This is a genomic window from Fibrobacter sp., from assembly GCF_045601785.1.
Lineage (GTDB): Bacteria > Fibrobacterota > Fibrobacteria > Fibrobacterales > Fibrobacteraceae > Fibrobacter.
Genome location: NZ_JAZSAF010000086.1, coordinates 149,652 through 175,576, shown reverse-complemented (window position 1 = coordinate 175,576; position 25,925 = coordinate 149,652). Strand labels below are relative to the sequence as shown.

The following is a 25,925-nucleotide window of genomic DNA, read 5'->3' as shown; positions in this document are numbered from 1 at the left end:
CACCCTCAACAAATCAATTGACGGATATAATTTTATATCCTAAATTGTAAAGGAGCCCAAATGCCCAACCTACTCACAATCTTCGGTCTCAGATTCTTCTTTTACTCTCGAGAACACGAACCGGTACATGTTCATGTCGAAAGCAAGGAAGGACTTGCGAAATTCGAGATACAAGGCGGAATCGTTAAACTTGTAGAATCAAAAGGAATGAAACACAACGATTTAAAACTCGCAGAATCTATCGTAGAAGAAAACAAGGAACACTTTGAAAAGGAATGGGTACGATTTTTCAAAAACATGGAGCTGTAAATGCAACGTGACGAAATAGAAAAAATAGAACCTATAAGCAACGGGTTAAAGCTTACCGCGAAAAACGGCAGGCTCGCAACATTGCACTATAAAGATTTCGAACGCTTAAAAAACGCCACCCCAAAACAGCGCCTTGATTACAGAATTTCATTCGAAGGTCTCCGCTGGGACGACCTCGACGAAGACATTTCATTCGAATCCATTTTCAATCCAGAGCAGTTCCCACTAAAGCTTTCTTCGAAGCTAAAGCCCATAAACATGTCCGAGGTTGCTCGCAGGCTTGGCGTACAGCAATCTCTAATGGCCGCTTACATGAACGGATCAAAGCGCCCTTCCGAAAAACGTAAAAAAGCAATCCTTGATGAAATTCACAAAATCGCAAACGAGCTTTTGTCAATTTAAGATAAAAAGTCATTTTGGAGATGACAGACTAGTTCGGATTTTTCTACATTTTCGCCCGAAAAATATTTTTCAAGGATACTAACATGAAACGTACTCATAACTGCGGCCAGCTGCGCAAGGCAGATGTTGGCCAGACCGTAACACTCGCCGGTTGGGTGGATCGCCGCCGCGACCATGGTGGTGTGATTTTTGTGGACCTCCGCGACAAGTATGGCAAGACCCAGATCGTCTTCAACCCGGACTACAATGCCGACGTGATGAAGACCGCCGAACAGCTCCGCAACGAATACGTGATTACGGTGACCGGCAAGGTCTACGCCCGCGAAGAAGGCAACGCCAACGAGAAGCTCGCCACGGGCGAAATCGAAGTCAAGATTGACTCCATCGAAATCCTGAACGCGGCCCTCACCTCCCCCTTGGCCATCAACGACCCGAACGAAGAGTGCAAGGAAAACGACGACCTGCGCCTGCAGTACCGTTACCTGGACCTCCGCCGTCCGTGGATCCAGAAGAAGCTGTTGCTCAAGAGCCGCTTCCTCAAGGCCGTGTACGACTTCTTCTACGCCAACGGTTTCGAGAACATCGAGACTCCGGTGCTCTGCAAGTCCACTCCGGAAGGCGCCCGCGACTACCTAGTGCCGAGCCGTGTGAACCCGGGCAAGTTCTACGCCCTCCCGCAGTCTCCGCAGCAGTACAAGCAGCTCCTGATGATTGCCGGCATGGACCGCTACTTCCAGATTGCCAAGTGCTTCCGCGACGAAGACCTCCGCGCCGACCGTCAGCCGGAATTCACGCAGATCGACGTCGAGATGTCCTTCGTGGACCAGGACGACGTGATGGCGATGTTCGACAAGTTCGTGACCGAAGTTCTCGGCAAGGTCTGGAACTTCGAACCGCCCAAGAAGATCCGCCGCATGAAGTGGCACGAAGCCATGCTCAAGTACGGGAGCGACAAGCCGGACCTCCGCTTCGACCTCGAAATCCACGACGTGTCCGAAATCGGCGCCAAGTCCGAATTCGGCGTGTTCAAGAACTGCGTTGCCGCCGGTGGCAAGATCCGCGGTATCGCTGCCAAGGGTTGCGTTGACTTTACTCGTAAGCAGATCGATGAACTCACCGCCTACGTGGGCAAGTACGGTTCCAAGGGCCTCGTGTGGATGCGCGTCAAGGAAAACGATGAAGTGGAAACCCAGGTCGGCAAGTTCTTTACAACTGAACAGTTGAACGAACTGCGCGACGCTGTTGGCGCTAAGTGCGGCGACATGATGTTCTTCATCGCAGGCCCCGAAAAGGTTGCTGCAACCGCCATGGGTCAGCTCCGCCTGGAAGTCGCCCGCATCAAGGGTCTCCGCGATCCGAAGAAGCGTGAATTTGTTTGGATTACCGAATTCCCGATGTTCGAATACAGCGACACCGAAGGCCGCTACATGGCCATGCACCACCCGTTCACCAACCCGCTTCCGGAACACCTGGACATGATGCTCGGTGGCAACCTCAAGGATTGCAACGCCGAAGCCTACGACCTTGTTCTTAACGGTGTTGAAATCGGTGGCGGTTCTATCCGTATTCACAACCCGGAAGTCCAGGAAAAGGTGTTCCGCCTGCTGGGCCTTTCCGAAGAACAGGTGAAGGAAAAGTTCGGCTTCTTCGTCGATGCCTTCAAGTACGGCGCTCCTCCTCACGGCGGTCTCGCCTTCGGCTTGGACCGCGTTGTCGCTACCATGGAAGGTGAAGAATCTATTCGTGACTTCATCGCGTTCCCGAAGAACACCAGCGCTTCGAGCCCGATGGACCAGTGCCCGAGCGAAGTGGACCTCCAGCAGCTGCAGGACATCCACATCTCCGTGCAGATGCCTAAAACCAAGTAAGGCGAGTGCCGCGCCAGGCTGCTTGCAGACTGGCATGGTTGAGCCGCTTGACTTGCGCTCGTAGAGCGCAATGGTGCCGACAAGAAGTAAGGCTGTTGTCATGCCCGCGTAGGCGGGCATCGCCATTTCTACTTAAGAAAATGAAAGAATCCTGCAAATCATCATGCAGGATTTTTTTGATGTGAGTATACTCACGAAAACATTTTTTCACATTCATTTCGGGCATTCGCCCGCTTCGCTTTGCTAAATTAGGGCACGACTCTTAACCCCAATATGGAGAAAAATCAAATGAAACTTACTACTCGTGCTATTGCCGAAGCTATCGGCACCTTCTGGCTTGTGTTTGGCGGCTGCGGTGCAGCTGTGCTCGCATGCGGCGTTCCGACCACCGGTATCGGTTACGTGGGCGTGTCGCTCGCGTTTGGCCTTACTGTGCTCACCATGGCATACGCCATCGGCCACATTTCGGGCTGCCACCTGAACCCGGCTGTCACGCTCGGTCAGGTTGCCGGCGGCCGCTTCCCCGCTAAGGAAGCTCCGGCCTACATCGTGGCCCAGGTGATTGGCGGCATCATTGCAGCAGCGCTCCTCTACGTGATCGCCTGCCCCGACCTCACCAACGCGGGCATCGGCGCATTCGCCACCAACGGTTGGTCCGACACGCTCACCAACGGCCTGAACGCCTTTGGCGGCAAGACCTCCGGCATGCTCTCTGCATTCCTCATTGAAACCGTGCTCACGGCCATCTTCCTGTTCGTGATCATGGGCGCTACCGACGGCCGCGCACCGGCAGGCTTTGCCCCGATTGCCATCGGCCTCTGCCTCACGCTCATCCACCTCATCTCTATCCCGGTGACTAACACGTCTGTGAACCCGGCCCGCTCTACCGCTATGGCCGTGTTCGTTGGCGGCGCTGCCATCAAGCAGCTCTGGCTCTTCTGGGTCGCCCCGATTCTCGGTGGCGTGATCGGTGGCCTGTGCTACAAGTGCATCGCCGAATGCAAGTGCTGCAAGAAGTAATTCTTGCGCAAGCAAAGTCTGCTCAAGGGGCAACTTCGTTGCGATAATAGAGCTCATTTATGGCGGGTTTCGGCCCGCCTTTTTTCATGTGTTCGCCCCCGCGTTTAGGCATTTATTTTTACACAAGAAGCTTCAAAATATTTACAAAAATGCAAAAACGGGATATTTTACCACATAAAATTTTTAAACAGATGTGATATAAATCATATCTGAGGCAAAATAACTCAAATCCCTGTAAACAATGCCTTAACAAAACCCTATTTCCCGAAAAACTTTTTAATTTAAGGAATGGTGTATGGGAACAACGGCTATCAAAAGCCAAGGGTTGTTATGCAAAAAAAAGCTCTACTCTTACCGATTGCTCTCGCAGGAGCAATGATCATCGGCTGCTCCGACGACTCTAACGATTCAAACCCCCTCGCAGACCTCGCTACGACCGAACTGGATCCTTCGCTCATTCCGGATCCGAACTCTCAGGACCCCAACGCACAGCCCGGCGACGGCTACACCGACCCCGCACAACAGCAGGGGCAAAACGGCTCGACCGACCCGAACAATCCGGGGACTGACCCCAATGGCAATCCCCAGACAAACCCGAGCGACCCCAACAATCCTAATGCCAACGCAACGCTTTCCAGTTCCTCGGTAGCTTCGAGCGACGGATCATCTTCTAGCGGGCTCAAGGACTACGATGACAACCACAAGGCAAAGGAGACGTTCCTGCCCAAGGCGGGCTTCTATTCGAGCCTGACTATCGACCCGCCCACCCCACGAAAGGGTGGCGAAATCCGCTGCACCTTCGACGGGTCGTTCCCCACGCAGGGTTCCGAACAAATTACGCAGGCAAAGACGATCACCCAGAACACCGTGATCCGCTGCTCCGAATTCGTAAACGGCCAGCCTGCCGACACCACCACGCAGACCTACTTCATTAACGAAACCGTCTCTATGCCGGTCATCGCGCTCACCGTGAATCACCACGACATGTTCGACTCCACCGACGGTCTGTACGCCACCGGCCCCCTGACCAACAACCAGGGCGGAATGATGACGTGGAACGACCCGAACGCCGCCGACAAGAACAACCCCAAGTGTTCCGAGCCCTGCAAGCAGGCCAACTTCTGGCGCGAAGACGAGCTGCCCGTCCATGTGGAGTTCTTCGAAAACGGAAGCTCCACCACCGAAAAGAACTGGGAAATCGACGCTGGCATTTCGATCATGGGAAACTACAGCCGCTACAAGCCCAAGAAGAGCGTCGCCATCAAGATGGACAACGACGACTACGGCGACAAGGTGCTGAAATATTCCCTGTTCAAGACACGCCCCGAGGCTAAGAAAATCAAGGCGTTCAACCTGCGCAACAACGGGAACCGCTACTGGACCGACTACATTGCCGACGCCATGATGACAAGCCTGCTCGAAGGCACCGATGTGGACTACCAGCGTAGCCGCCAGGTGGTGGTGTTCTACAACGGCGAATACTTCGGCATCCACGACATGCGCGAACGCCTGAACAGAAGCTTTGTCGAGACCAACTACGGAATCGACTCCAAGTCGATCAACATGGTCAAGAACTGCAACGGCGACAACAACTGCATAGACGGCTGGGCGGCAAGCGGCACGAACGGCTCTTCGCCGCAGGAATTCGCAAGCGTCGTGAACTCGATCACCAACGGCAACTTTGCCGGCGAAAACAACCAGCAGTACGAACAGCTTAAAGAAAAAATCAACCTGAGCAGCTTCGCCCAGTACATGCTCGCCGAGATGTACTTCCACAACGGCGACTGGCCCAACAACAACATCCGCGCCTGGGGCGGCAACGGCAACCCCTTCAAGTTCGTGGCATTCGACACGGACCACGGATTCGGCCTGACGCCGGGCATCAGCGGCTTTGACACGCAGGGCGAGAACATGTTCAACTGGGTTCTTGGCGCAGACCAAGGCGCAAACCAGGGTGGCCAGCAGCCCGGATTCGGAATGGGCATGGGCTGGAGCATGAACGGCAACACTGCCATCGGCAACATGCTGAAGAAGCTTCTCGAGAACCCGAGCTTCAAGCGGCTATTCATCAACCAGGCCTGCATTCTCTTGAACGACTACCTGACCTACGAAAAGGTGCAGAGCACCATCCAGTCGATGATGGCGACCATTCCGAGCTCCGAACAGAGCCGCGACGAGCGGCGCTGGCCCAGGGGCGACGGGCAGAGCAGCTTTACTTGGGACCCCAGCGGAAGCGCGCTGCTTGAATTTGCAAGGAACCGCAGCCAGACCCTGAAGCAGGAAATGGCTCAGCGCTTCGGACTCCAGAACGAGACCAGCGTCACCATCTCCACGAGCGGAAGCGGCTTCGTCAAAGTCGACGGTATGAAGCTTCCGAGCACCAATTACCAGGGCAAGTTCTTCGCAGGGACCAGCATGGAGCTCACCGCCGTTCCGGCCGCAGGCCGCGTGTTCTCGCGCTGGCTCGACGGATCCACCGAGAACCCGAGAGTCGTGCAGCTCAACGGTGGCGACAGCTTTACCGCCGTCTTCGAATAATTCGGGTATCTCTTGGCGCTCCCTTGCGGGTGTGCCGCAGGGCGCCCAACCTTTCGGGCATGAGTCCAAGGAAAGACGCCCAGTATTTCAACAGGTGCCAGGACACTTCGGCAAAGTCAAACCGCAAAAGACCAAACACCCTGAGGCGGTTGCGCAGCCACCACAGGTAAACGGAACCGCGCTTGCGTTCCGAGAACTTTCCGAAGTTGCCATCGGCAAACACCTCGCGAAGCAGCACACGGCCTCGGTAGGCATCTGGCGCGCAAAGCAGGCAGTCCGATTGCAGCCCAAGCTTTTCGGACAAAATCCACATCACCGCCGCGGCAAAATGAGCAAGCCCGAGCGGTTTAAGCAGCGCAGAGACTTCGGCACGTTCCGCCGCCGACGCCGAGCGTAGCAAGACAAAGTAATCCACCAGCTGCCGCATACCGACGCCAAGTCCAATGAAATGCTTGCGGATATGCGAGAGCTGCATCAGCAGCGCAAACTTGCTCGTAGGCACATAGAAACCTTCGGGCACAAGCTCATTCTTCTGGAGCTCCTCGGCAAGAACGCGTTTGAGCCGCCTGTTCGCGAAGGGGTTTCGGCAGTCGTAAATGCAGTCGAAATGCACCTCGACATCGATACCGAAAGCAGACGTCGGGAGCGTCACCTCGTGCTTTGAGAACTGCACGTTTTCGAGCAGCCCCATGCGGGAAAGCAGGTCCACAACACGCTCCCGCCCGCCCTCGACCCACAGGTCGACATCGCCCGTCTGGCGGACAAACTTGTCTGGGTAAAGCCTAGAGTTCGCCTGGCCCTTTAAAATGGCAGTGCGGGCGCCCTGTTCGCTGAACTTTTCGGTAAGTTCACAAGAAAGCTCGTAGTTTTTCTGGTTCAGCGCGCGGATAGTTTCCGCCTGGTAGAACCATTTCAGACAAAGTTCCTTGGGCAGGCCCTGCACCGCTGGTTCGACAACGACCGGGTACGCAAGGCCCAATACGGACTGCCGCCCCATTTCGCGGTAGAGCGCCGCCCATTCCTCGGCAGAGACATCATCAAAAGAAATCCGCGACCGCCAAAGGGCAGCGCGGAGAATCTCGAACAGGCGGTCTACAAGCCGCTCAGAATTTGCACTAGACGTGACGGTCAGTCCCCTGATTCAGCTTGAAACCGAATTCGTCGTCCCACTCGTCGGCATCCGGGCCCTCGCCAGAGCCTGCGAGCAGGAACATGTCACCACGCATGTCGATAAAGGACATCTTCGGGGCAAGGTACTCTTTCTTTTCAAACTTGATATTCATATTAGCCCCTACTTGATAGTCACCTTGTTACCGTTATAGAAGTAGTTACCCTTAATGGTCGGCCTCTTGTCGAGCTTGCGGCCCTTCATGTCGTACCAGCCAGTCTTGTTGGCAGTAAACTCACCGGTCCTTGGGTCGAGAGAATGAATCGCGGTCGTGCCACCTTCTTCGTCATGGAAAATCACATCAATCGTCTTCGGAAGGTCTTCACTTGTCAACGAAGCTGTCATAGACGCACCAGCCGCAGTAGTCTTTGCAAACGGCTTGGACTTGGGCGTTTCGGCTGTGGAATTGACATTGTAAATCAGGTAGGCACGGAACGGACGAATATAAGCCCCCGCCTTACCCTTAACGAACTGGCCTTCTTGAATGGTCTTACCATCAACAACCTTTTCCTTCGCGGCAAAACCGTAAAGGTATCCGATATCCGGATCACCTTCCGCCCATTCTTTGTAAGAATACATACCGATGAATTCCCACTTGTCAAGAGCCTGAATTCTATTGTCAGCACCGTTAGAAGTGTTCATCACTGCAGGATGAGAAGGAGACAAGCAATCAGAATTGTATGTCAGACGATTTGCACTCGGACGAACAAAATACGGTTTGTTCGCGAGAAATTCGTTATTACTTCCATTTTCGTAGACATCTATCTGCCAGGATTGAGTTCCGTTGATGCGGATATCCTTCATCACATAAATCTGCATTGAAGACGCAAAGCACCAGCCCGCCTTCATGGTCACAGGCAGCATGAGCGTGCCCGGTTTACCCCATTGACCGGAGAAATCTCTGTCATAGTAAAGAGAGTCAATTACTACATCTTCGGGAATATCGACAGTTTCCTTGGATTCGCTACTGATAAGAGCCGTGCGTTTACCATTAAGCATCTTAACGGTAATGGCGCCGTATTCGCCAAGGACTTCACCCTCTTCTTGCGCGAACGAGAAACCGGCCAACAAGGCCAGCGAAATCACTCCAACCGCCAATTTCGATGAAATAGTCATACGATTCCCCATATTTTTAGTAAATATAGATTTTCATAAGCTTTTTGTAAAGTGTTGAAAATCACTTTTGAGGTCAAAAACGCCCCAAAAAGCGACTTTTACGTCGGTACACAACCTTGTGAACCTGCAAAAAAAACTCACAGCAGCACCTCAAGATATGTTTTCAGTATCTTGAGGCAAGACAGTTTTTCGGCATAGCGACACAGTTTGTTGATGTTCCTGTCTGGACGAGCAAGATAATTAATAAGAATCTCCTTGGTTTCCTCAATGCCAATTTTGTTGCGATTTGAGATAATGTCGACAACCGTTTTTTCGACATCATATATTTTGAAAGAATTCTTCTGCTCCTTTACGACACAAACTCCCAGTGAAAATCGGACTTTCGAAAAATAATGCAGAGAAAAGCTAATCGTTGAAGGAAATGACGAGAGCTTCTTTTTTGGAGGGACGGCCACATCAATCGACTCAGGGCGAAATGTCGTAAGATTATAGTAAACCGCGGCGCTCATAAGACAAACAACACCCTCCGACACAAATGCGGGGACATAGTAAAAATCATTCATTTCTCCCGAAAAATCAACATTTTCATAATGCGATTTATTCAAGCGGACAAGCTTGTTTTGTTCCACCAGATTCGAAATCTGATAATAGGAGAATCCCATGTTTTGGAGTTCCGTACTCGAATAGACGAGCTGCTGCACCGATAGTGATTGTTCTCTAGCCATGGCATAAATATACATTATCCATCTCCATTTTTCCAATAAAATACGGATTATTTACAATAATTCCGTATTTTGTCAAAATTTCAATCTTCGTTTGGAGACGCAAATCTACCAATTAGATTTGAAAAGTGTGCAAACAACTGTTTGCAAAAATATTACTTACCGTAGTAGCCCTTGCCATAATAACCGTAACCATAGCGGCCCGGCTCGTGTTCGCAGTGGTTCATCACGATGGCTGCAGGCTTGTCGGAATAGCGCTTGACGCGCTCGACGGTTTCCTTGATTTCTTCCATGCTGTGGCGGCCATAATGGAGCACAAAAAGCGAAAAGTCCACCAACGGGCAAATGAGTTCGGCATCGGTCACTAGGTTAAGCGGCGGCGTATCCACGATTACCATGTCAAACTTTTCGCGAGCCTCCTTGAGGAGCCTATCCATGGCGTCGCTGCGGAGGAGTTCGCAAGCGGCAAGCTTTGTCTTGCCCGCGTTCATTACAAATAAATTATCATCATACTTTTGCGAAATAGCTGTATCAAGAGTCGCAATCCCCGCCAGCACATCGGCAAGTCCAAATTTTGATCGTCCGTGAATCACACCACGACGCATGTCAGCATCAATCAACAGCACCTTCTTACCACTTGCGGCAACCACTGCGGCAAGGTTCATCGACACAAAGCTCTTGCCTACACCAGGGATTAGCCCCATTACAAGCACAACGCTATGTTCCGGATTCGGCATCAAGAAAGACAAAGCTGTCTGCAGAGACCTGAACGCCTCGCTAACCTTATCCTCCGTATTCTCCAGCACAAACGGCGTATGATGGTGCACCGACTTACGCTTGCGCAAGAACTTGCTCGAAGACTGCGGAATTTTGGCAAACACGCTCAAGCCAGTCTCGCGTTCAATTTCAGAAGCACTGCGAACGCCGTTTTTGAGCAAAAGCTCCAAGACAACAAATAATATTCCCAATATCAACCCTACCAAGATAGAGGCTAGTAAAATACGCGATTTATTTGGCTTACTTTGGCTTTGTTCAACTTGAGCATAATCAACAATACGCACATTGCCAACCTCGCCAGCACGCACCACACGCAACTGCTGTATATTGTTGAGCATATTCGTGTAGACTTCGTTATTTACCGCAACTTCTTCTTGAAGCCGTTTAACTTCTTGCTGGGTGAGCGGCATTTTTTCCGCATTCTTCTTGAGCTGTGCCAATTCTGCACGCAACTTGCTCTGTTGCTTAACAATCGTCTGTACATTCGGGTGTTCCACCTTGAAAAGACGCATCGCAGCCTGGCGTTCCTGTTCCAATTGCATAATTTGGCGCTGCAGTTGCCCTTCCTTGTCCAAATGAGCCTTAGTTTCTCCCGTCATATCAACAGAACCTATCTTATAGCGATAATCCGCAAGAACCTTCTCGGCACTGTCCAACTTAGCCTTGACTCCAGGCAACTGCGCTTCGAGGAATTCCAATGTCTTTTCTGCTTCAGCGCTGCGCATTTCCACATTTTGGCGCAAATATGTCTTTGCAATCGTATTCAAAATAGATGCAGCACGATCTGGATAACGATGACTGTAGCGTATAGCAATAATACCCGTTTGCTTTCCTCTTTCCCTGACATACAATCCAGCCGCCAAAGCACGTTCAGCTTTTAACGGAGAACCTTGTATAAGAATAAATTTTTGACCAACTCGAGCATCCATATATTTCACACGTATCGCTAGTGTATCTCCGGCAAATTCAGTAAAAGCAATATCACCAACCTTGCCATCAAGAACAGTTTTCCCATCTGGAGAAATAACAGAATATGTATCGCTACTTTTAGCAATTGCCAACCACTTTTGTGAACGTCTTTTCTTGGGAATTTCAAGAGAATCTAAATCCAATCGACCTTCTCTATGCAACAATCTATCCCATGACCCCACCGGTATCGTCCACAAATATAAATGTTCCGCTTCAACAACATAACTGAGCACCATCCGGCTCTTAATAAGTTCGATTTCAGCATCAGCCGGACTAGCCAAATCCAAAACAGCCCCCATTTCTCCCAATGCCTTGGTTGACTTACTACTGTGTCCCTTTGTATTCACCTGTAAAAGAGCATCACTAGTAAACTGAGGTCGAACCCACATGGCGTAAGTAGCCCCAAGCAAGGACATGATAAGAATAAAGAACGCTATTACGAACTTTTTCTTCCATAGCAGTCGAGAAAAATCTATTACTGATAACGAATTATCCGTCGATTGAACGTTTTTTAAACCTTCTGTCATCTTTATACCCATTTTCATATAAATATACAATAAAAATACGTCAGTAAGAAAGTTTACACTCTCAAGGGAGACCTATCAAAAAAATTTAAAAAAAGAATTACGTATTTTCAGCAGTACGATCAGATATAATGGCAAACGAGCACAATACTTTTCGACCAATTTACCCATTGAGAACCGGTCCAAATCAGCAAAAAATTCCTGACGCCTAAAATTTTCCCAACTAGAACCAGTTATGCAAGGATTTCCTGCAATTGCATTTTCTAAAGATGTTTCGCAAAATTTTATTTGTCTCAAGACTCCTGCGATGAGTTTATGACCATGATTTGTATTCAGTAAAACAACTGATGTACCCTTGTCATGGTCCATGTCGGGATGAATATCTGCAATATTCCAATAATCACCCAAGGTAATATCCGCTATACGAGGAAGCTTTCCATAATGACAATCTGCACAACTTTTATTCAGACAAATGTTTCGCAAGAAAATTTGCAGAAAAAAATCTTCTTTTACATTTTTAGAATAAACAATTTCCTTATCAGAATCAGATTTAAGCAGCGTTTTCAAAGAAAATTTTCTCCACCCTTCATGTTTATCTCTAAAATTAGAAGATAAAACAAATGCAGATGTATTGTATTCTAATTCGCGAATGTATTTCTCAAAGACTTTAACACTAGGCGTTCCATGACATACAACATCAATAGTCCATAAATTGTCAAACTTTTTCTGTCCCAATACAGAATACAACCCTGCAACTTGGCAAGGGGTTCCTGAAAAGAGAACTTTGCGTCCATTTTTCAGCAACCCTCGGACCTTCCTGTATATGCACCCGACATCCGCAATCACATACTTAGAACCGCGCAATTTTGCAAGGTCTTTCTTATTATCAATAGCAATATGACCAAAGCGAGTTGAACTTAGTTGTGCAACACCTGTAACAACACCTCCGTCATCCAATATTTTCTCAGCCAAGACCGTAAAGATGCCCCCACTAGAAGACTGCAGACGAATTTCTTCGTCCCAGGCGTAGGCTGCAAGGGTTTTCGGGTCTTTGGAGCTCCCGTTAGGGTTAAATACTTCATTTTCCCAGGGGCAAACCTTTTCACACAGGCCGCATTTAACGCACTTTGATGTATCAACTACCGGCCTGTAGAAGCCTTCTTTGTCCAACTGCATAGTAATGGCTCCATGCGCGCATACATTGGCACATGCTCCACAGGACGAGCAATTTTTTACAGGAATATTCATCTAGGCCCTCTTCAGCAGTCTTTTTACCAGTTGCAAGATTAAATCACGTTCATAGGCATTCATTGAAAAGGCGAAGAAAAGAGGCAAATATACAAGCAGGTAAATGAAAATGCCCAAACTTAACTTCTGTATAGAATCAAGGGCGAATTGTCGCAATACGTAATAAGTCGCTACGGTCAGGATTGCAGGAACTATCGACATCTTGAGAATTTCAAGCCAAAAACGGACAATATTAATTCTTTGCCTGACCTGGTAATACACATTCATAATAATGATCTGTCCTAAAGTCAAGGCTCCGGCAACGGCAATCGCACAGCCAATTCCACCATAATACTTCGAAAGAGGAATTTGTGCGCCAAGGCTCGCCAATGATATGAACAAATATAGCAGGCTGCGGAATTTCATCTGGTTGCGAGCTTGCAAAATTGTGATTCCCAAATTCTGACACAAAGGAATGGTCAAGGGGACAAAGAAAATCATCGCGATGGTATAGGCATCATCATAGCCTTCTCCTGCCCAAAGTCTTATAAATTGACGACCAAAAAGGAGAAATCCTGTTAGCACCAACACCATTATGCAATATTGTACCCGTCCTGTCTTTATAAACAAATCCGAAATAGCCTTACCATCAGTTTCTTTTACCGTCATGGCAGTCACCTTGGGCAAGAATACACCGCTTATTGCTGTCGAAAAACTCATATACATATGCTGCAACTGAATTGCAACTGCAAAAACAGCAACAGCAGCGGTCCCAGCAAACGCTCCTAGCACAAATTGTCCCGTACTCCAGTAAATTCGATCCATAATCACATTCATGAATATCCACAAGGAATAGAAAGACACTTCCTTTAAGAAGACCCATTCAAATTTACGGAATTTTAATTGGATTTTCAAGCAGCGTTTACAATACCAGAAATTGCTCCCTAAAGTCAAAATATTAAAGATTGTAGTCACAACAACCATTGCAATCGCCTTGTATCCGATACTTAACAAAACGATCATTGTCGCCGTATTCAATATAATACGGATTATTGACACAACTTTCTGAAAAATAAACTGCTCATATGCTGTAATGATCGAACCAAAGAGGCTAAACGGGAAAGTTATCGCCAAATTGAGAACCATTAAAATCAGAATAATCTTCGTTCGATACAATTCATTTGGTGTCATTGTAGAATCAAAGAAATATTCAACATTCAAATACAAGGCTCCTCCAGCAAGGAGTGCTAGGAGACCAATACAACAATAAAGCAAGAAGAACATTCCGAACATTTCATACTGTTCTTCCTGTTTTCCCTCGGCTCTAAACTTCGCCGTATAACGGACTATCGCATTACCGAACCCTAAATCAAGAATCGTTAAATAAGCGACAATCGATGCGGCAAGAGAATATAAGCCATATTCGGACTTACCCATCATGCGCAGCATGAACGGGGTATACACAAGCCCGACCAGATTCTGGAGGGCTAGCGCCACATAAGATAGCAGAGCACCTATTTTAAGCTGGGACGTGGGCATTTACGATTCCAGGGCATTCTTCAGCCAATTCAGAGAGAATCGGCGCATTTCATCAAGTTTACCCGAATTATACAAATTCAACAGGGATTCAAAACGGGCTGTACCGCGAACTTTATTATATACGCATCTAAATCTTTTTTCAAAGATAATTGAAAAAATTGTTCCATGAAAAGAATCTGTTACTACATAAGCAGCATCACGAAACATAGCTAACCATTCTGGAATAGAAAGTGCTGCACGAGAATCGGCAAAAAAGACCTTTAAATCTAATTTCTCTTCGGCTGCAATTTGTTTAAAAGTCGACCGAATAGAATCATCAGGATTTAAAACATATGCCATTAAATAACGATTTGTAGATGGCAAAACACTCTCACACAATTTTAAGTAATCTTCCTTTTGTAGCAATAATGTTGGATCAAGAACTAAGGATGCATTTACATTAAGATAGTCTTTGCACAACTTTACGCCAGATTCTTCACGAACACTGATTGCATCAAACTTTTTAATCAATGAAGAACTCATACGAGTTTGTGATGGAGTATATTCCCAATTATTAACACCAAATGATGCAGCGTAAGCGATTCTCTTTACATGTTCTTTTTTTATAAAACTTAAAAAAGATACTTTTACACTTGGAGAATACTTTGGACGCCAAATTTGATCACTCCCAACAACATAGCAGTCATATTTTCCTTTGCAAAAGAATTGCACTTTTAAAGGATTCAAGCTCGCAGTCTTTTTTATATTATTTGAAACAAAATCTTCAAAGAAAATAGATCTTTTTTCTTTTTTTAATATTCTCGCAAAGGAACATTTTTTCCCAGGAATAAAAATGAAAAAAAAGGATTTGATCCAAGATCGCAAATAGCGCCACCATGAAATTGTCTTACATTCAAAGTCTAATGTTTCAACACAGAACCCCATTTTTTTCAGCACAATCTGTAATGCGTAATTTTGGAGAACCCCACCATAGTTATTTAAAAGAGGTAAAGTAACAATTGCAATCCTCATTATTTGCCTCTATATTTAAATTTAATTTTCCATAATCTCAAAAATAGTCTTGATAAAAGCCAAGATTTCTTTAATGCGAATCGTATTAATTCATCAATTTTTCTATATCCTTCAAACCCTTCTACAAACAAATGATTGATTTCAGAAAAAACACCTATAAATTCGGATTTTTTCATATCAGAAATTAAAAATGCACACCGTTTTGCTTCTATTTTTTTCTTTTCTAATAATGATTTATCAAAATCTTTATTCTGTTCATTAAAATACTGAATAAATGTAAGCATTGATCCTAGCTTCCGTCTAGAAACTGCATTTACCAAACTATTCTCATTGTTCGTGCGATTATAGTGATAAAATGCTTTCGGCAGATATGCAATTTGAATCGGATTCATAACCAGATTCAAGCACAAATACAAGTCTTCCCAAACAATCATACCAGGAATAAAATGAATATTATAAGACAAAAAGCATTCCCTACGGATTAGTTTATTCCAACAATATCCTTCCAATTCGCCAAAAAACTCGTCAATAATTTCTTTGTTATTCAAAGAATTAGGTTTCTGACTCACATATGTACTTGAATTCTTATAATGCTTAATAAAATCACAAATGACCATATCTGCAGCTTCTTTTTCCGCAAATTCATACATTTCCCCTAGCATTTCAGGTTCAACCCAATCATCCGGATCAACATGAATAATATATTTTCCTGTAGCCAACTCTAGCCCATGTTCTCTTGCCGAAGCCACACCACCATTTTTTTTATGTTCAACTCTTATTCTCGAATCTTTCTTTGCATATTCATCACAGATAAATCCGGATTGATCTGTTGAACCATCATCAACTAAAATTACTTCATAATCCTTAAATTGTTGCGCAAGAATACAATCAAGACAATGTCTTATATATTTTTCTGCGGAATAAACTGCAACAATGACGGAAATTTCAGGCATAATATCACCTCAACCAAGCTACAATTTTTACAGCAAACCTTACACTAATAAAAGACAATAAAGAAAAAAACTTGCCAAGAACAGCACTTCGTGTGGTTATATAATACCAAGTATATTTCCGATATATTAATTGAATCTGTTCTAAAAGGGGCGTATCTGTCACTTTAGAACGACCCATACTAAGAACAACTTGGTTACAGGCATAGATAACCGCTCTATATGCATATTTTTTTAATTCCGGATATTCTTTTTCGATAAAAGTCATTCTTTTGAGGCAGCCTTCAACCCCATGCATTTTTTTTGGGGAAAAGCTCTCGTTCATTATACTTTTTTTATTATACCTGTATACATATCCCTTATAATTAGAAATAACCACTTTATTAGCGAGATGAATTGCTAAATAAGTAGTAAATTCGTCCTCATTATATTTTCCAACAGGAAAGCGCAAAGTATCAAACAGTGATTTACGATATAATTTAGCCCAAGCAGATGTTCTTACCCTTTGCGTTGTTAGGAATACTTTCATTCTTTCATCTGAAAATACATCAAAATTTTCTATTCGAGGTGGAATCCTTACAGAATCAATGGTATCATTAGATAAGCATCGAATGAAGCTACAAACAGAGAGATCCGCTTGATATTCTTTGCACCCCTTGACTAGAACTTCCAAATAACATGATTGAACAAAATCATCACTATCAATAAAAGTAAGATACTCCCCTTTTGCGTTTTCTATTCCTGTATTCCTTGCAGCAGACAATCCAGCGTTATTTTGATGTACAACTTTAATTCTTGAATCAATTTTGGCATAGGATTCACAAATTGAATAAGAAGAGTCTAGAGATCCATCATCAACTAAAATCAATTCAAAATCAGAATATGTCTGACTTAAAATGCTTCGAATACAATTGGGCAAATATTCTTCAACATTATATATCGGAACAATAACACTTACAAACATATTTTCACCCAAACCATTCTAACAGTTTTCATCAAGAGAGCCAGCATCTCTTATTTCCTGCGGATAAGCCTTTGCCAAAAAATACCCTAAGCCAACTGCAAAAAAACCAGACGATATAATCATTTCTGCAGTAACAGGCAAATAATACATTGAGAACAATGACTTACCCAAACCAATAATAAGCAACATTCCTAGTGCCATAAAAGATTCGTTTGTGCATTTTGATTTTAACCACGATGTAATAAAGCCGCACCAATATAATAAGTAAAGAAGAAAACCGACTATTCCCTGTTCTAATAGAATTCCCAACCAGTCATTATGAGCAAATGAATTATTTGCAACAAGTGTCCGATTTGCACCTATCCCAATTAAGAACTCCATCGTTGATGTAGAATGAGCAAAATAATCAAGAATGTTCATTCCATATACATCTCGATCACTCGTGTCTCCATCCAATGTTTGTTCCACTCTTAACGCAAAATAACGACTTGTTTCTATTTGATATAAAATGAATTCATATACACCATATGCAATGCCTAGAAAAACAAACAAAATAATAATTTTCTTCTTTGCAGACACTTGTCCAAGCGTATTCCACACAAAAAAAAGTGTGCACAATATGCATAAAAGCACTGGTCCACGTTTGACGCCTAAAATACAAAAAGTTAGTACAACACATATTATTATGAATTGCAAAGATAATTTATTTCTAAACAACATAATACAAGGCAAAATACTCAAAAAAGAATAAACACATGTCACTGTAAATTCATCTTCTTCAAGATCTAACATAGCCACTTCAAGCATTTTCTCTTGAGAAAAAACATAAAAAGCATAAATACAAGAAATAAGCATTACAAAAAAGAATAACTTCATTTCTTTTTCTTGAATCATCCCCTTACAAGTAAATACATAAATAGGGACCGGAGACAATAATGATGTTAAAAGCCATAAAATATAGTCATATTTTTTCACCACAACAGCAGAACTTTGCCAATACAAATCATCACCCAGAATAGCAGCATAACCGCCATAAATTGCGAGGATAAATACAAAAACAAATAAAAATTTGACAAAAACAGGCAGTTTATAATTCAAAATAGCATACAGTGAGCATACAACAGACGTAACAGAAAACACACACAGAAGAGCCGTATACATCTTTGTTGAAAAATAAATATACGGGAAGAAAGCCATTAAAGCCCATAAAAATAGATAGATGTATGCAGGCATCTTAAAAAGCATAATTATTTTTCATCAATTCGATTATTCATCTGTGCAAATTCATCAAACGAAATCAACTGACCAAAATGCGAATATCCTGCATAAAGCATCTTCATTTTTTTTGCAAAAGACAAATCACTTCTCTTTTTTGTACGCAAAGCCATATAAAACATATATGGATAAGAAAACAAGCCAAACATACTTCTCGCTAGAGCTCCAGCATCATAAAAATATTTTTCAGAAAAACCGCGAAACCACGATGATTGACTTGAATCCGTACACCCAATAACATATGAATTCGTGTACACACGAAGTTTTCTATTAAAGCAATTAATTATAAAATTAGAATCTTCGCCATGAGAGTAAATACACCCACCACCAAACAACTGCGAAAAAGAAAGATTCTCTCTAAGTAAAACATTCCTTCTAATCGCCAAATTTACTGCCCCATATTTGAAGGACTTGTAAAAAGGAATTCGCTCATTCTTGTTGACAACCCTTTTGACTTCCTTCCCCTCTTTGTTATACCTCATTCCAAAAAGAATCACATCAGCCATTGGATTTTTCTCAAATGCAGCTACAACATTTTCTTCCAGGTCATCTTCAAAAATAGTATCATCATCAGCAAACAATAAAATATCTTTTGTCGCCCGAGACAAAGCAATATTCCTATTTAAACCAACTCCTCTCGTTGTTGTAGAAATCATCTTTACGGAGAAATCTTCAACAGATTCTTCCAAATATGCATTTTGATCTGTTTGATTTGCCAAAATCAAATTAGAATGGACATTCATCGTCTTCAATAACGATAAATCCTTCTGATGCATTGTAACGCACAAAATTTCAAACGAAAGACTCATACAACATCACTCGGCAAGAATAAGATTAACTAATTCACAATAAGTTTGTTTTCTATCAAACAGTTTTTCAGCACACAAACGAGAATTGGAACCCATATTTCTTCTTAATTCGTCATTTTCCACTAGTATTTTAATCTTTTCTGCCATATCACCGGCATTTTCATTCTCGCAATTAAAGCCCATATTATATGTTTTTATCATTTCTCGATATTCAACACATTCCTGAGTATTAATTACAGGAATACCAGCTGCCGCATAGTCTGCATGCTTGTTAATTATGCTTTGCGCAGCCTTTGATCTAATTGGGTTAACAGAGATATCACATGAGCATAAAATTCCGCACATCTGATCATAAGGGAGTCTACCTAAAAATTCAACTTTTAGCCCCTGAGCAGAATTCATAAACTCCTTTTTTCTCGGGCCATCTCCCATAACAACAAACCGAATATTAGATATACCCATGTTCTCAAGAATTCTCATCGAATCAAACACGCTGGTCAAATCATAACTACTTCCCAAAGTTCCACAATAAACCAGTTTTATTTCAGAAGAATCAAATTCCTTTTTATTCTTCGCTGAAAAATCGTCAAAAACATCCAAATTCGTACCAAGAAAAACTGTATGTGCTTCCTTAATAGTCTTGTTTACTTCAAGGGCTCTGGAAACATAAGTTTTAGACACTGCCACTATTTCGTCTGCATTCTTATATATCTTATTAGCCAAATAGGTAAAAGGGAAAAAAAGAATTTTGCTCACAACCGGCACATTGAGAACCATCATAAAGGCTTCCGGCCACAAATCTTGGACATCAATAATGAAACGAATATTTTCTTTTTTACAATAATCAGACACTAGTGCAGGAGCTGTTAGAGACGGCACAGCACAATAAATGACATCAGGCTTTTTTCTCTTCTTTAAGTAAGAAATAACATTCCTGCCCCAAACATAGTGGCTCCAGAAGCGTTTAAGACAAATATTCTTTGAATAGCCCGGTTCGTCAAGAAGAGATACTTTAAAAGGGTAATCAGCAATCGATTCTCTTTTTTTCTTTTCACCATGATTAAAATTTGACGCAACAAGTTCAACTTTACATTTCTTAGAAAGAAGCGTCGCTAAATACGAAAACCTGTTATTATCGCGCCCTTGAAGACCCGCTACAAAATTCGCTATAATAACAACATCTTTCATCAAAAAATTCTCAGTTTGGCGATTTCGGCAAATATTCAATATAATAGTAACCGTTATCCAGTGTCTTTACAATCACCACTTCATTAACAGCCTTTGAAGACGCGAGCGAGGCATAATTATCCGGCGATATCGTGCCGAACATGCGTATTCCAAGCGTTGTCGAAACCCTTGTCATTGCCTCGCCCTCTAGTTTGGCGATACCCTTGCCACGATAGCGATAATCCACTATTTTCCCTCTAAAACTCTTTCCATTCACAAAACAACGCAAGAAGAAGTAGCCTACTATCGCATCTTTATCAAGCACCAGGAAGGTCAGAAAGGCCTTATTACGGATTATTTTCAACAACGATTTTTCATCAAAGGCGTGCGGCTTAAAGAATTCAAACGATTCTTGCGGCTGTTCCGCAAAGAACTTCGCCAGCGCAGGGGCATCCGCAGATTCAGCTAGCCGCAACGTATACGTTTCTGAGCATTCCTGCAAAACGGCGGGAATCTTTTTCAATGCGGACTTATGGGTCAATGCGAACACCAAGGCGTTCATCCACTCAACCAAGTTCCATAGGAACCCGAAGCGATCGCGAAGAATGTGTGCTATTTTATAAAGCATTACGCCGCCTCCCTATAGTTCATACAGGGCGTTCCCGCTAAAAACTTTTTACGATTTTTTGCAAACAACTGTTTGCAAACTTGCCAATTTTCGTTTGTAGATTTGTTCGTCAAACTGATTATAGGAACAAATTTATGAACATCAAATCTTTCGACGACCTCGACATTACGGATCCGATTATGTTCGGGCTTGTCTTTAGCAACAAGCACATCGCGCAGCCTTTCATAGAGCACTTGCTCGGTATCAAAATCGAGCACCTGGAAAGCCCTAACCCTGAGGCAGTTTTGAGCTACGACGCCGAACACAAGGGAGTCCGTTACGATGTTTATGCACGGGAGACGAATGAACACGGAGAAACCGTCCGTTCCTTCGATCTCGAGATGCAAATGGTCGACACCAAGGAACTTCCGCAACGAGCGCGCTACTACCAAAGCATTTGCGATGGTGTGGCGCTTTCCAAGGGAGATTTTTACACAAGTCTCAGGGAACAGTATATCATATTCCTTTGCCCCATGGATATTTTCGGCCATGGATTTCCCGTTTACCACTTCGAAAACAGGGCGAGGGAAGACGCAAACATCACTTTGAACGACCTTACATTTAAAAACTTTTATATATTTAGGAAGTATGAGGAATTTGACGATCCTGTCGTGAAAGCATACATGAAGTATTTCGCGACCAAAGATGCGGATTCCCGCGAAACCGAAACCATCAACGACCAGGTGTCCTATTACAAAGCCGACACTCTCATAAGGAACAAGTACATGACTTACGAATTTGACCTTCATGAAAGCAAGGAAGAAGGAAGGGCCGAGGGAAGAGCTGAAGGAATAGCTGAAGAAGCGGCCAAAGCCCTGAAAGAGAAAAAGGCCATGGCAAAGGGGTTCCGCGACGCCAAGGTTCCTTTGGAAATAATCTCCGCGCAGACAGGCTTTACCACCGACGAGATCAAGGCTCTGTAAACCGACCATTCCCATATTCAAGGGACATTTTTTCGCCATACGCCTATACATTTTACCCAGCCTCCGCTATAAGCCTTTTCGCTTCTTCTTGCCCGCGGTCGTATTCCTCGCGGGTGATGCGGCCGCTTGCCAGCAGGTAGTCGCCGAGGTCGGTGGCGGTATCGCAGTTTTCTTCGGTAATGTCAGAACGCTTGATAAACGCCTTGTTCAGCGTGGTAAGTATTATCTTCACGTCGCCCATGAAGGTTATTTTCTTGATGTATTCAAGGTCGTAGGCAATCTTGGTTTCCCAGGTGACGGCGTTGCGGCCGTTAATCTGTGCAAGTCCACTCAGGCCCTGCCGTACGGTGTGGCGTTTGCGCTGTTCGGGGGTCATAAAGACCATATCGCGCACGAGCTGCGGGCGCGGACCGATCACTGCCATGTCGCCCTTTAAAATGTTGAAGAGTTCGGGGAGTTCGTCGAGGCTTGTGCTGCGCAGGAACTTGCCATACGCGGTAAGGCGCACGTCGTCGGGGAGCAGCTTGCCGTTTGCGTCCTTCTCGTTGGTCATGGTGCGGAACTTGACGAGCCTAAAGATTTTTTCGTCTTTACCGGGGCGAGGCTGCGTAAAGAACGGATTCCCCTTCATTTTGTAGGCGCCCACCACCGTCAAGAACACGAGCAAAGGGCTCAGGCAGCAGATTGCCGCTAGAGCACAAAAAAAGTCTAAAATTCTTTTCAAACCGTGGGAATACATCAGAAAATTAATATAATAAAGTTCTCTAGAGATTGCTTCGCTTCGCTCGCAATGACGTACTATGTTCCCTTTCGCAATGACGTATTTTGAGCTTGATAAATCATGTAAAGCAATCACGAATAGCCGCGATGATAACATCCTGCTGGTCGGGGGTCATCTTGTTATCGCTAGGCAGGCAGAGCCCGCGGGCGAAAATATCGGCACCTACGTCCGTTCCGGCGGCGGTTACGAAGGCGTGGTTCCTGTACATGGGTTGCATGTGCATGGGCTTCCAAATGGGGCGGCCCTCGGCGTTCATGTCGGCAAGGCGTTCCAGAATCTTTGCGGGCGTACTTTGGGCACGCCCATCGCCCACCGCACATTCATCGATAATCATGCAGCTGAGCCAGAAGTTCGGTACAGAATTCACTGCATCGTAGGGGTTCATCTGCACCGGGAGTCCCTTGAAGCCTTCCTTGTAGCGTTCGTAAATGGCCCGTTTCTGGGCAATGTGTTCTTCAAGGTATGGCAGCTGCCCGCGCACCACGCCCGCAATCACGTTGCTCATGCGGTAGTTGTAGCCAATTTCTTCGTGCTGGTACCACGGTGCGGGTTCACGGCTTTGCGTGCTCCACTTGCGTACCCTATCGGCATCTTCCTTCTTGTCGGTAAGGTACATGCCGCCGCTACTGCCGGTAATAATCTTGTTCCCGTTAAAGCTGATGGCGTTAAATTCGCCAAAGCTCCCGGTCTGCACGCCCTTGTAGCTTGCGCCAAAACTTTCGGCGGCATCTTCGACCAGGAGGGCGCCGTGTTTTTTGCAAATGCCGCGGATTTCATCCACCTTGGCGGGCGTTCCATACAAATGAACAAGCACCACAAGGCGCACATCGGGGTATTTTTCAAAGGCCTTCTCGAGGGCGACCGGGTCCATGTTCCAGGTATCGCGCTCGCTGTCGATAAACACGGCCTCGCCGTTCTCGTAAGCGACCGAGTTGAGCGTCGCGGCAAAGGTCATGTCGCTGCAAAAGACCTTTCGCCCCTGCAGCACGCCCTTACCCACCTGGGGCATTCCATACAAAGTCACGCCCGCAAGGCGCGTACACAAGTGCAGCGCAGCTGTTCCCGCAGAAAGTGCCACAGCGTACTTCACGCCGACCTTCTCGGCAACCAGGCGTTCCAGTTCGTTGATGTTTGCACCAACGGTACTCATCCAGTTCGTCTCGTACGCCTCGGTGACATACTTGATTTCGTCACCGTGCATCGTGGGGCTCGAAAGCCAAACTTTCTGTTCAAAGCGCATAAACACCCCGTTATATAAAACTACGCGTTATTCGTCCTGATAGAACGGAACCAGTTCTACGCGGCGGTTCTTGGCACGACCCTTCTTGGTCTTGTTGTCGGCAATCGGCTTGTGCGGACCGTGTCCCACGGCGCGGAGCCTGTCAACCGTAATACCCTTCTTGATCATGTAGTCCACCACGGACTGGGCTCGTCCCTGCGAAAGATTCTCGTTGTATTCGTCCTTGCCCACGTTGTCGGTATGGCCCTGAATTTCAAGGCTTACATCGGCAAACTTCTGCATCAGGTAGACAATGTCGTTGAGCGTCTTGTAGCTCGCCTTGGTCAGAATCGTAGAACCGCTCTTGAAGTTGATCCCCTTCTTGAGCTTGTCCAGGTCTTCCTTCTTGTTGACCGGGCAGCCGACCTTGTCCACCTTAACGCCACGGAGCGAATTGGGGCACTTGTCCTGGTAATCCGGCACAGAGTCCTTGTCGCTGTCCATGGGGCAGCCCGTGGTATCGACCGGGGCACCTGCCGGAGTCAGCGGGCACTGGTCGCGGTTGTCGGACACGCCATCCTTGTCTTCGTCCATGTCGCAGCCGAGCGTGTCCACACCGGTTCCCGGGCGAGTGTTGGGGCACATGTCCTGATAATCCGGAACGCCATCGCCGTCAAAGTCGAGCGGGCAACCATCGCGGCCAACCGCAACATCGGCTGGCGTATTCGGGCACTTGTCCATCAAATCGACCACGCCGTCACGGTCGAAGTCCCTAGCGCAACCCACGGAATCCACTTCTACACCCGCCTGGGTGCCCGGGCACATGTCGAGCGAATCGATGACGCCATCGGCATCGGCGTCCTTGACCGTATCGGACACCACAACCGTATCTACCCTGAACAGCGTATCCACCTTCACCAGCGTATCCGGTGCAGGCGGGAGACCTGCCGGGCAAACCCTTTCCGGCGCCTTCTCGGCACCACCGAAGGTCCATGTCAAAAGTCCGGTAAACGCATAGGTGACCGTAGGGGTATAGCCATACTTCTTGTGATATCCCTTTTCGTCGGTGTAGCCCACGGTAAAGTCGTCTACGTCCTCGAATTCCTTTTCGCGGTTATAGCCGACGCGCATCATGCGGGTCGAAAGGTCTAGGCCACCGGCAAGGTCTATGTTGTAGGGCAAGTGCAGGCGAAGGCCCGGGGTAAGCAACATGGGGTCTTCCCAAAAGTCAATGGGCATTCCATTGTCCTCGACACGGAATTCACCGCTAAATTCAACAAACGGGGTCGCCCAGGAGAACACGTCCCAGTCGAGACCCGTTCCATACACCAAGGTGTTCGAACCGAGATTGGCATACATGAAACCCACATTGGTATTCCAACGCAGGGGAACATTGTGCTTCGAGAAATCCAAGGTCATAATCGCCGTCGCACCGACAACGACTTCGTTGGCGGTATAGGGCTGCGTCTCTCCCCTGCCGCGAATATACCAGGCATGGCGGGGTCGGATACCAATTTTTTTGGAACCGATCGGCATATAGAGGTCGAGTTGGGCCGCCAGACTAAACACGCTGGAATCGCTGATGAACGGCGCGCGGGCCTTAACCCAGACATCCAGATCGCCGGGCTTGATATTGCTCGTGGCGTCTAGGTATCCGTCTGCGTAGGACCTGTCATAGTTAATATTAAAGGCCACACCGGTATTAACGTATTCGGAAAGGCCGACCGCCAGGAAGAAGTTACCCGTCGCCGAGAGTTTTAGATGCTGGAGCTTTTGGCGTTCGCCGTCGTCGTAAAAAATGCCGCCACGGGAAAGGGCCCACGGGTCCACGGTGACGTTACCGCCTGTACCGCCCACAAAGCGCCAGGTTCCCAGCGTTTTGGTATTTATCTGGTGGATACCGTCGCTACCACCCATCAAACCCGTCTGGGCAAAAGATGCTATCGCAAGCCCCAGTACTAGAACAGAAAAAAAACGCAT

23 protein-coding genes are annotated in these 25,925 nt (G+C 46.0%); 6 read left to right on the top strand and 17 right to left on the bottom strand.

All coding sequences use genetic code 11. The annotated features are described in order from the left end of the window. Positions 1–60 precede the first annotated feature (60 nt). The 5 genes from ACKI61_RS14745 to ACKI61_RS14725 all read left to right on the top strand — a co-directional run bounded on the left by ACKI61_RS14745 (position 61) and on the right by ACKI61_RS14725 (position 6,137). Positions 61–309 carry a DUF4160 domain-containing protein gene (locus tag ACKI61_RS14745; RefSeq protein WP_407458417.1) on the top strand — a complete coding sequence of 83 codons (249 nt, stop codon included), beginning with the start codon at positions 61–63 and terminating at the stop codon, positions 307–309. Next, positions 310–711: a DUF2442 domain-containing protein gene (locus ACKI61_RS14740; RefSeq protein ID WP_407458416.1), complete on the top strand. Its 402-nt coding sequence runs from the start codon at positions 310–312 to the stop codon at positions 709–711. It begins immediately after the preceding gene. 83 nt (positions 712–794) lie between these two features. Beyond that, positions 795–2,579: an aspartate--tRNA ligase gene (aspS, locus tag ACKI61_RS14735; protein ID WP_407458415.1), complete on the top strand. Its 1,785-nt coding sequence runs from the start codon at positions 795–797 to the stop codon at positions 2,577–2,579. A 288-nt stretch (positions 2,580–2,867) separates the two neighbouring features. Next, entirely contained in the window at positions 2,868–3,599 is a 732-nt protein-coding gene (aqpZ, locus tag ACKI61_RS14730; protein ID WP_407458414.1) for an aquaporin Z, read from the top strand. A 330-nt stretch (positions 3,600–3,929) separates the two neighbouring features. Continuing rightward, a complete protein-coding gene (locus ACKI61_RS14725) occupies positions 3,930–6,137 on the top strand; it encodes a CotH kinase family protein (RefSeq protein ID WP_407458413.1) in 2,208 nt (735 codons plus the stop codon). Here the strand turns inward: ACKI61_RS14725 and ACKI61_RS14720 are convergent. The 14 genes from ACKI61_RS14720 to ACKI61_RS14655 form a co-directional block, all read right to left on the bottom strand. Continuing rightward, positions 6,118–7,185, bottom strand: coding sequence for a nucleotidyltransferase family protein (locus ACKI61_RS14720; RefSeq protein ID WP_407458457.1), 1,068 nt, complete (start codon positions 7,183–7,185; stop codon positions 6,118–6,120). The genes ACKI61_RS14725 and ACKI61_RS14720 overlap by 20 nt on opposite strands. Positions 7,186–7,252: 67 nt before the next feature. Further along, positions 7,253–7,420, bottom strand: coding sequence for a hypothetical protein (locus ACKI61_RS14715; protein WP_407458412.1), 168 nt, complete (start codon positions 7,418–7,420; stop codon positions 7,253–7,255). Between the two features lie 8 nt (positions 7,421–7,428). Further along, the gene (locus ACKI61_RS14710) at positions 7,429–8,421 is read right to left on the bottom strand and encodes a hypothetical protein (protein ID WP_407458411.1); all 993 of its coding nucleotides are present in this window, start codon (positions 8,419–8,421) and stop codon (positions 7,429–7,431) included. Positions 8,422–8,558: 137 nt separating this feature from the next. Further along, positions 8,559–9,146: a hypothetical protein gene (locus ACKI61_RS14705; RefSeq protein ID WP_407458410.1), complete on the bottom strand. Its 588-nt coding sequence runs from the start codon at positions 9,144–9,146 to the stop codon at positions 8,559–8,561. Between the two features lie 152 nt (positions 9,147–9,298). After that, positions 9,299–11,428 carry a polysaccharide biosynthesis tyrosine autokinase gene (locus ACKI61_RS14700; protein WP_407458409.1) on the bottom strand — a complete coding sequence of 710 codons (2,130 nt, stop codon included), beginning with the start codon at positions 11,426–11,428 and terminating at the stop codon, positions 9,299–9,301. Positions 11,429–11,491: 63 nt separating this feature from the next. Beyond that, positions 11,492–12,661 (bottom strand): Coenzyme F420 hydrogenase/dehydrogenase, beta subunit C-terminal domain, encoded by a 1,170-nt coding sequence (locus tag ACKI61_RS14695; RefSeq protein WP_407458408.1) that lies wholly within the window; start codon positions 12,659–12,661, stop codon positions 11,492–11,494. Then, positions 12,662–14,179 carry an oligosaccharide flippase family protein gene (locus tag ACKI61_RS14690; protein WP_407458407.1) on the bottom strand — a complete coding sequence of 506 codons (1,518 nt, stop codon included), beginning with the start codon at positions 14,177–14,179 and terminating at the stop codon, positions 12,662–12,664. It lies immediately after the preceding gene. Then, the gene (locus ACKI61_RS14685; RefSeq protein ID WP_407458406.1) at positions 14,180–15,190 is read right to left on the bottom strand and encodes a polysaccharide pyruvyl transferase family protein; all 1,011 of its coding nucleotides are present in this window, start codon (positions 15,188–15,190) and stop codon (positions 14,180–14,182) included. It lies immediately after the preceding gene. Next, the gene (locus ACKI61_RS14680; protein ID WP_407458405.1) at positions 15,190–16,143 is read right to left on the bottom strand and encodes a glycosyltransferase family 2 protein; all 954 of its coding nucleotides are present in this window, start codon (positions 16,141–16,143) and stop codon (positions 15,190–15,192) included. Before ACKI61_RS14680 ends, ACKI61_RS14685 begins: the two co-directional genes overlap by 1 nt. A 4-nt stretch (positions 16,144–16,147) precedes the next feature. Beyond that, the gene (locus ACKI61_RS14675; protein ID WP_407458404.1) at positions 16,148–17,104 is read right to left on the bottom strand and encodes a glycosyltransferase family 2 protein; all 957 of its coding nucleotides are present in this window, start codon (positions 17,102–17,104) and stop codon (positions 16,148–16,150) included. An 18-nt stretch (positions 17,105–17,122) separates the two neighbouring features. Beyond that, positions 17,123–18,265, bottom strand: coding sequence for a hypothetical protein (locus tag ACKI61_RS14670; RefSeq protein WP_407458403.1), 1,143 nt, complete (start codon positions 18,263–18,265; stop codon positions 17,123–17,125). Positions 18,266–18,351: 86 nt separating this feature from the next. Then, positions 18,352–19,155 (bottom strand): glycosyltransferase, encoded by an 804-nt coding sequence (locus tag ACKI61_RS14665; RefSeq protein WP_407458402.1) that lies wholly within the window; start codon positions 19,153–19,155, stop codon positions 18,352–18,354. A gap of 39 nt (positions 19,156–19,194) precedes the next feature. After that, on the bottom strand, positions 19,195–20,376 hold the full coding sequence (locus ACKI61_RS14660) for a glycosyltransferase family 4 protein (protein ID WP_407458401.1): 1,182 nt from the start codon (positions 20,374–20,376) through the stop codon (positions 19,195–19,197). A gap of 10 nt (positions 20,377–20,386) precedes the next feature. After that, complete coding sequence (locus ACKI61_RS14655; RefSeq protein WP_407458400.1) at positions 20,387–20,983, bottom strand: GNAT family N-acetyltransferase; 597 nt, start codon at positions 20,981–20,983, stop codon at positions 20,387–20,389. 134 nt (positions 20,984–21,117) lie between these two features. On the opposite strand from ACKI61_RS14655, the gene ACKI61_RS14650 reads away from it, so the two are divergent. Further along, complete coding sequence (locus ACKI61_RS14650) at positions 21,118–21,945, top strand: Rpn family recombination-promoting nuclease/putative transposase (protein WP_407458399.1); 828 nt, start codon at positions 21,118–21,120, stop codon at positions 21,943–21,945. 52 nt (positions 21,946–21,997) lie between these two features. Here ACKI61_RS14650 and ACKI61_RS14645 read toward each other — a convergent pair whose 3' ends face one another. The 3 genes from ACKI61_RS14645 to ACKI61_RS14635 form a co-directional block, all read right to left on the bottom strand. After that, positions 21,998–22,669 carry a sugar transferase gene (locus tag ACKI61_RS14645; RefSeq protein ID WP_407458398.1) on the bottom strand — a complete coding sequence of 224 codons (672 nt, stop codon included), beginning with the start codon at positions 22,667–22,669 and terminating at the stop codon, positions 21,998–22,000. A gap of 115 nt (positions 22,670–22,784) precedes the next feature. After that, a complete protein-coding gene (locus tag ACKI61_RS14640) occupies positions 22,785–23,966 on the bottom strand; it encodes a DegT/DnrJ/EryC1/StrS family aminotransferase (protein WP_407458397.1) in 1,182 nt (393 codons plus the stop codon). Positions 23,967–23,993: 27 nt separating this feature from the next. Beyond that, the gene (locus tag ACKI61_RS14635) at positions 23,994–25,925 is read right to left on the bottom strand and encodes an OmpA family protein (RefSeq protein ID WP_407458396.1); all 1,932 of its coding nucleotides are present in this window, start codon (positions 25,923–25,925) and stop codon (positions 23,994–23,996) included.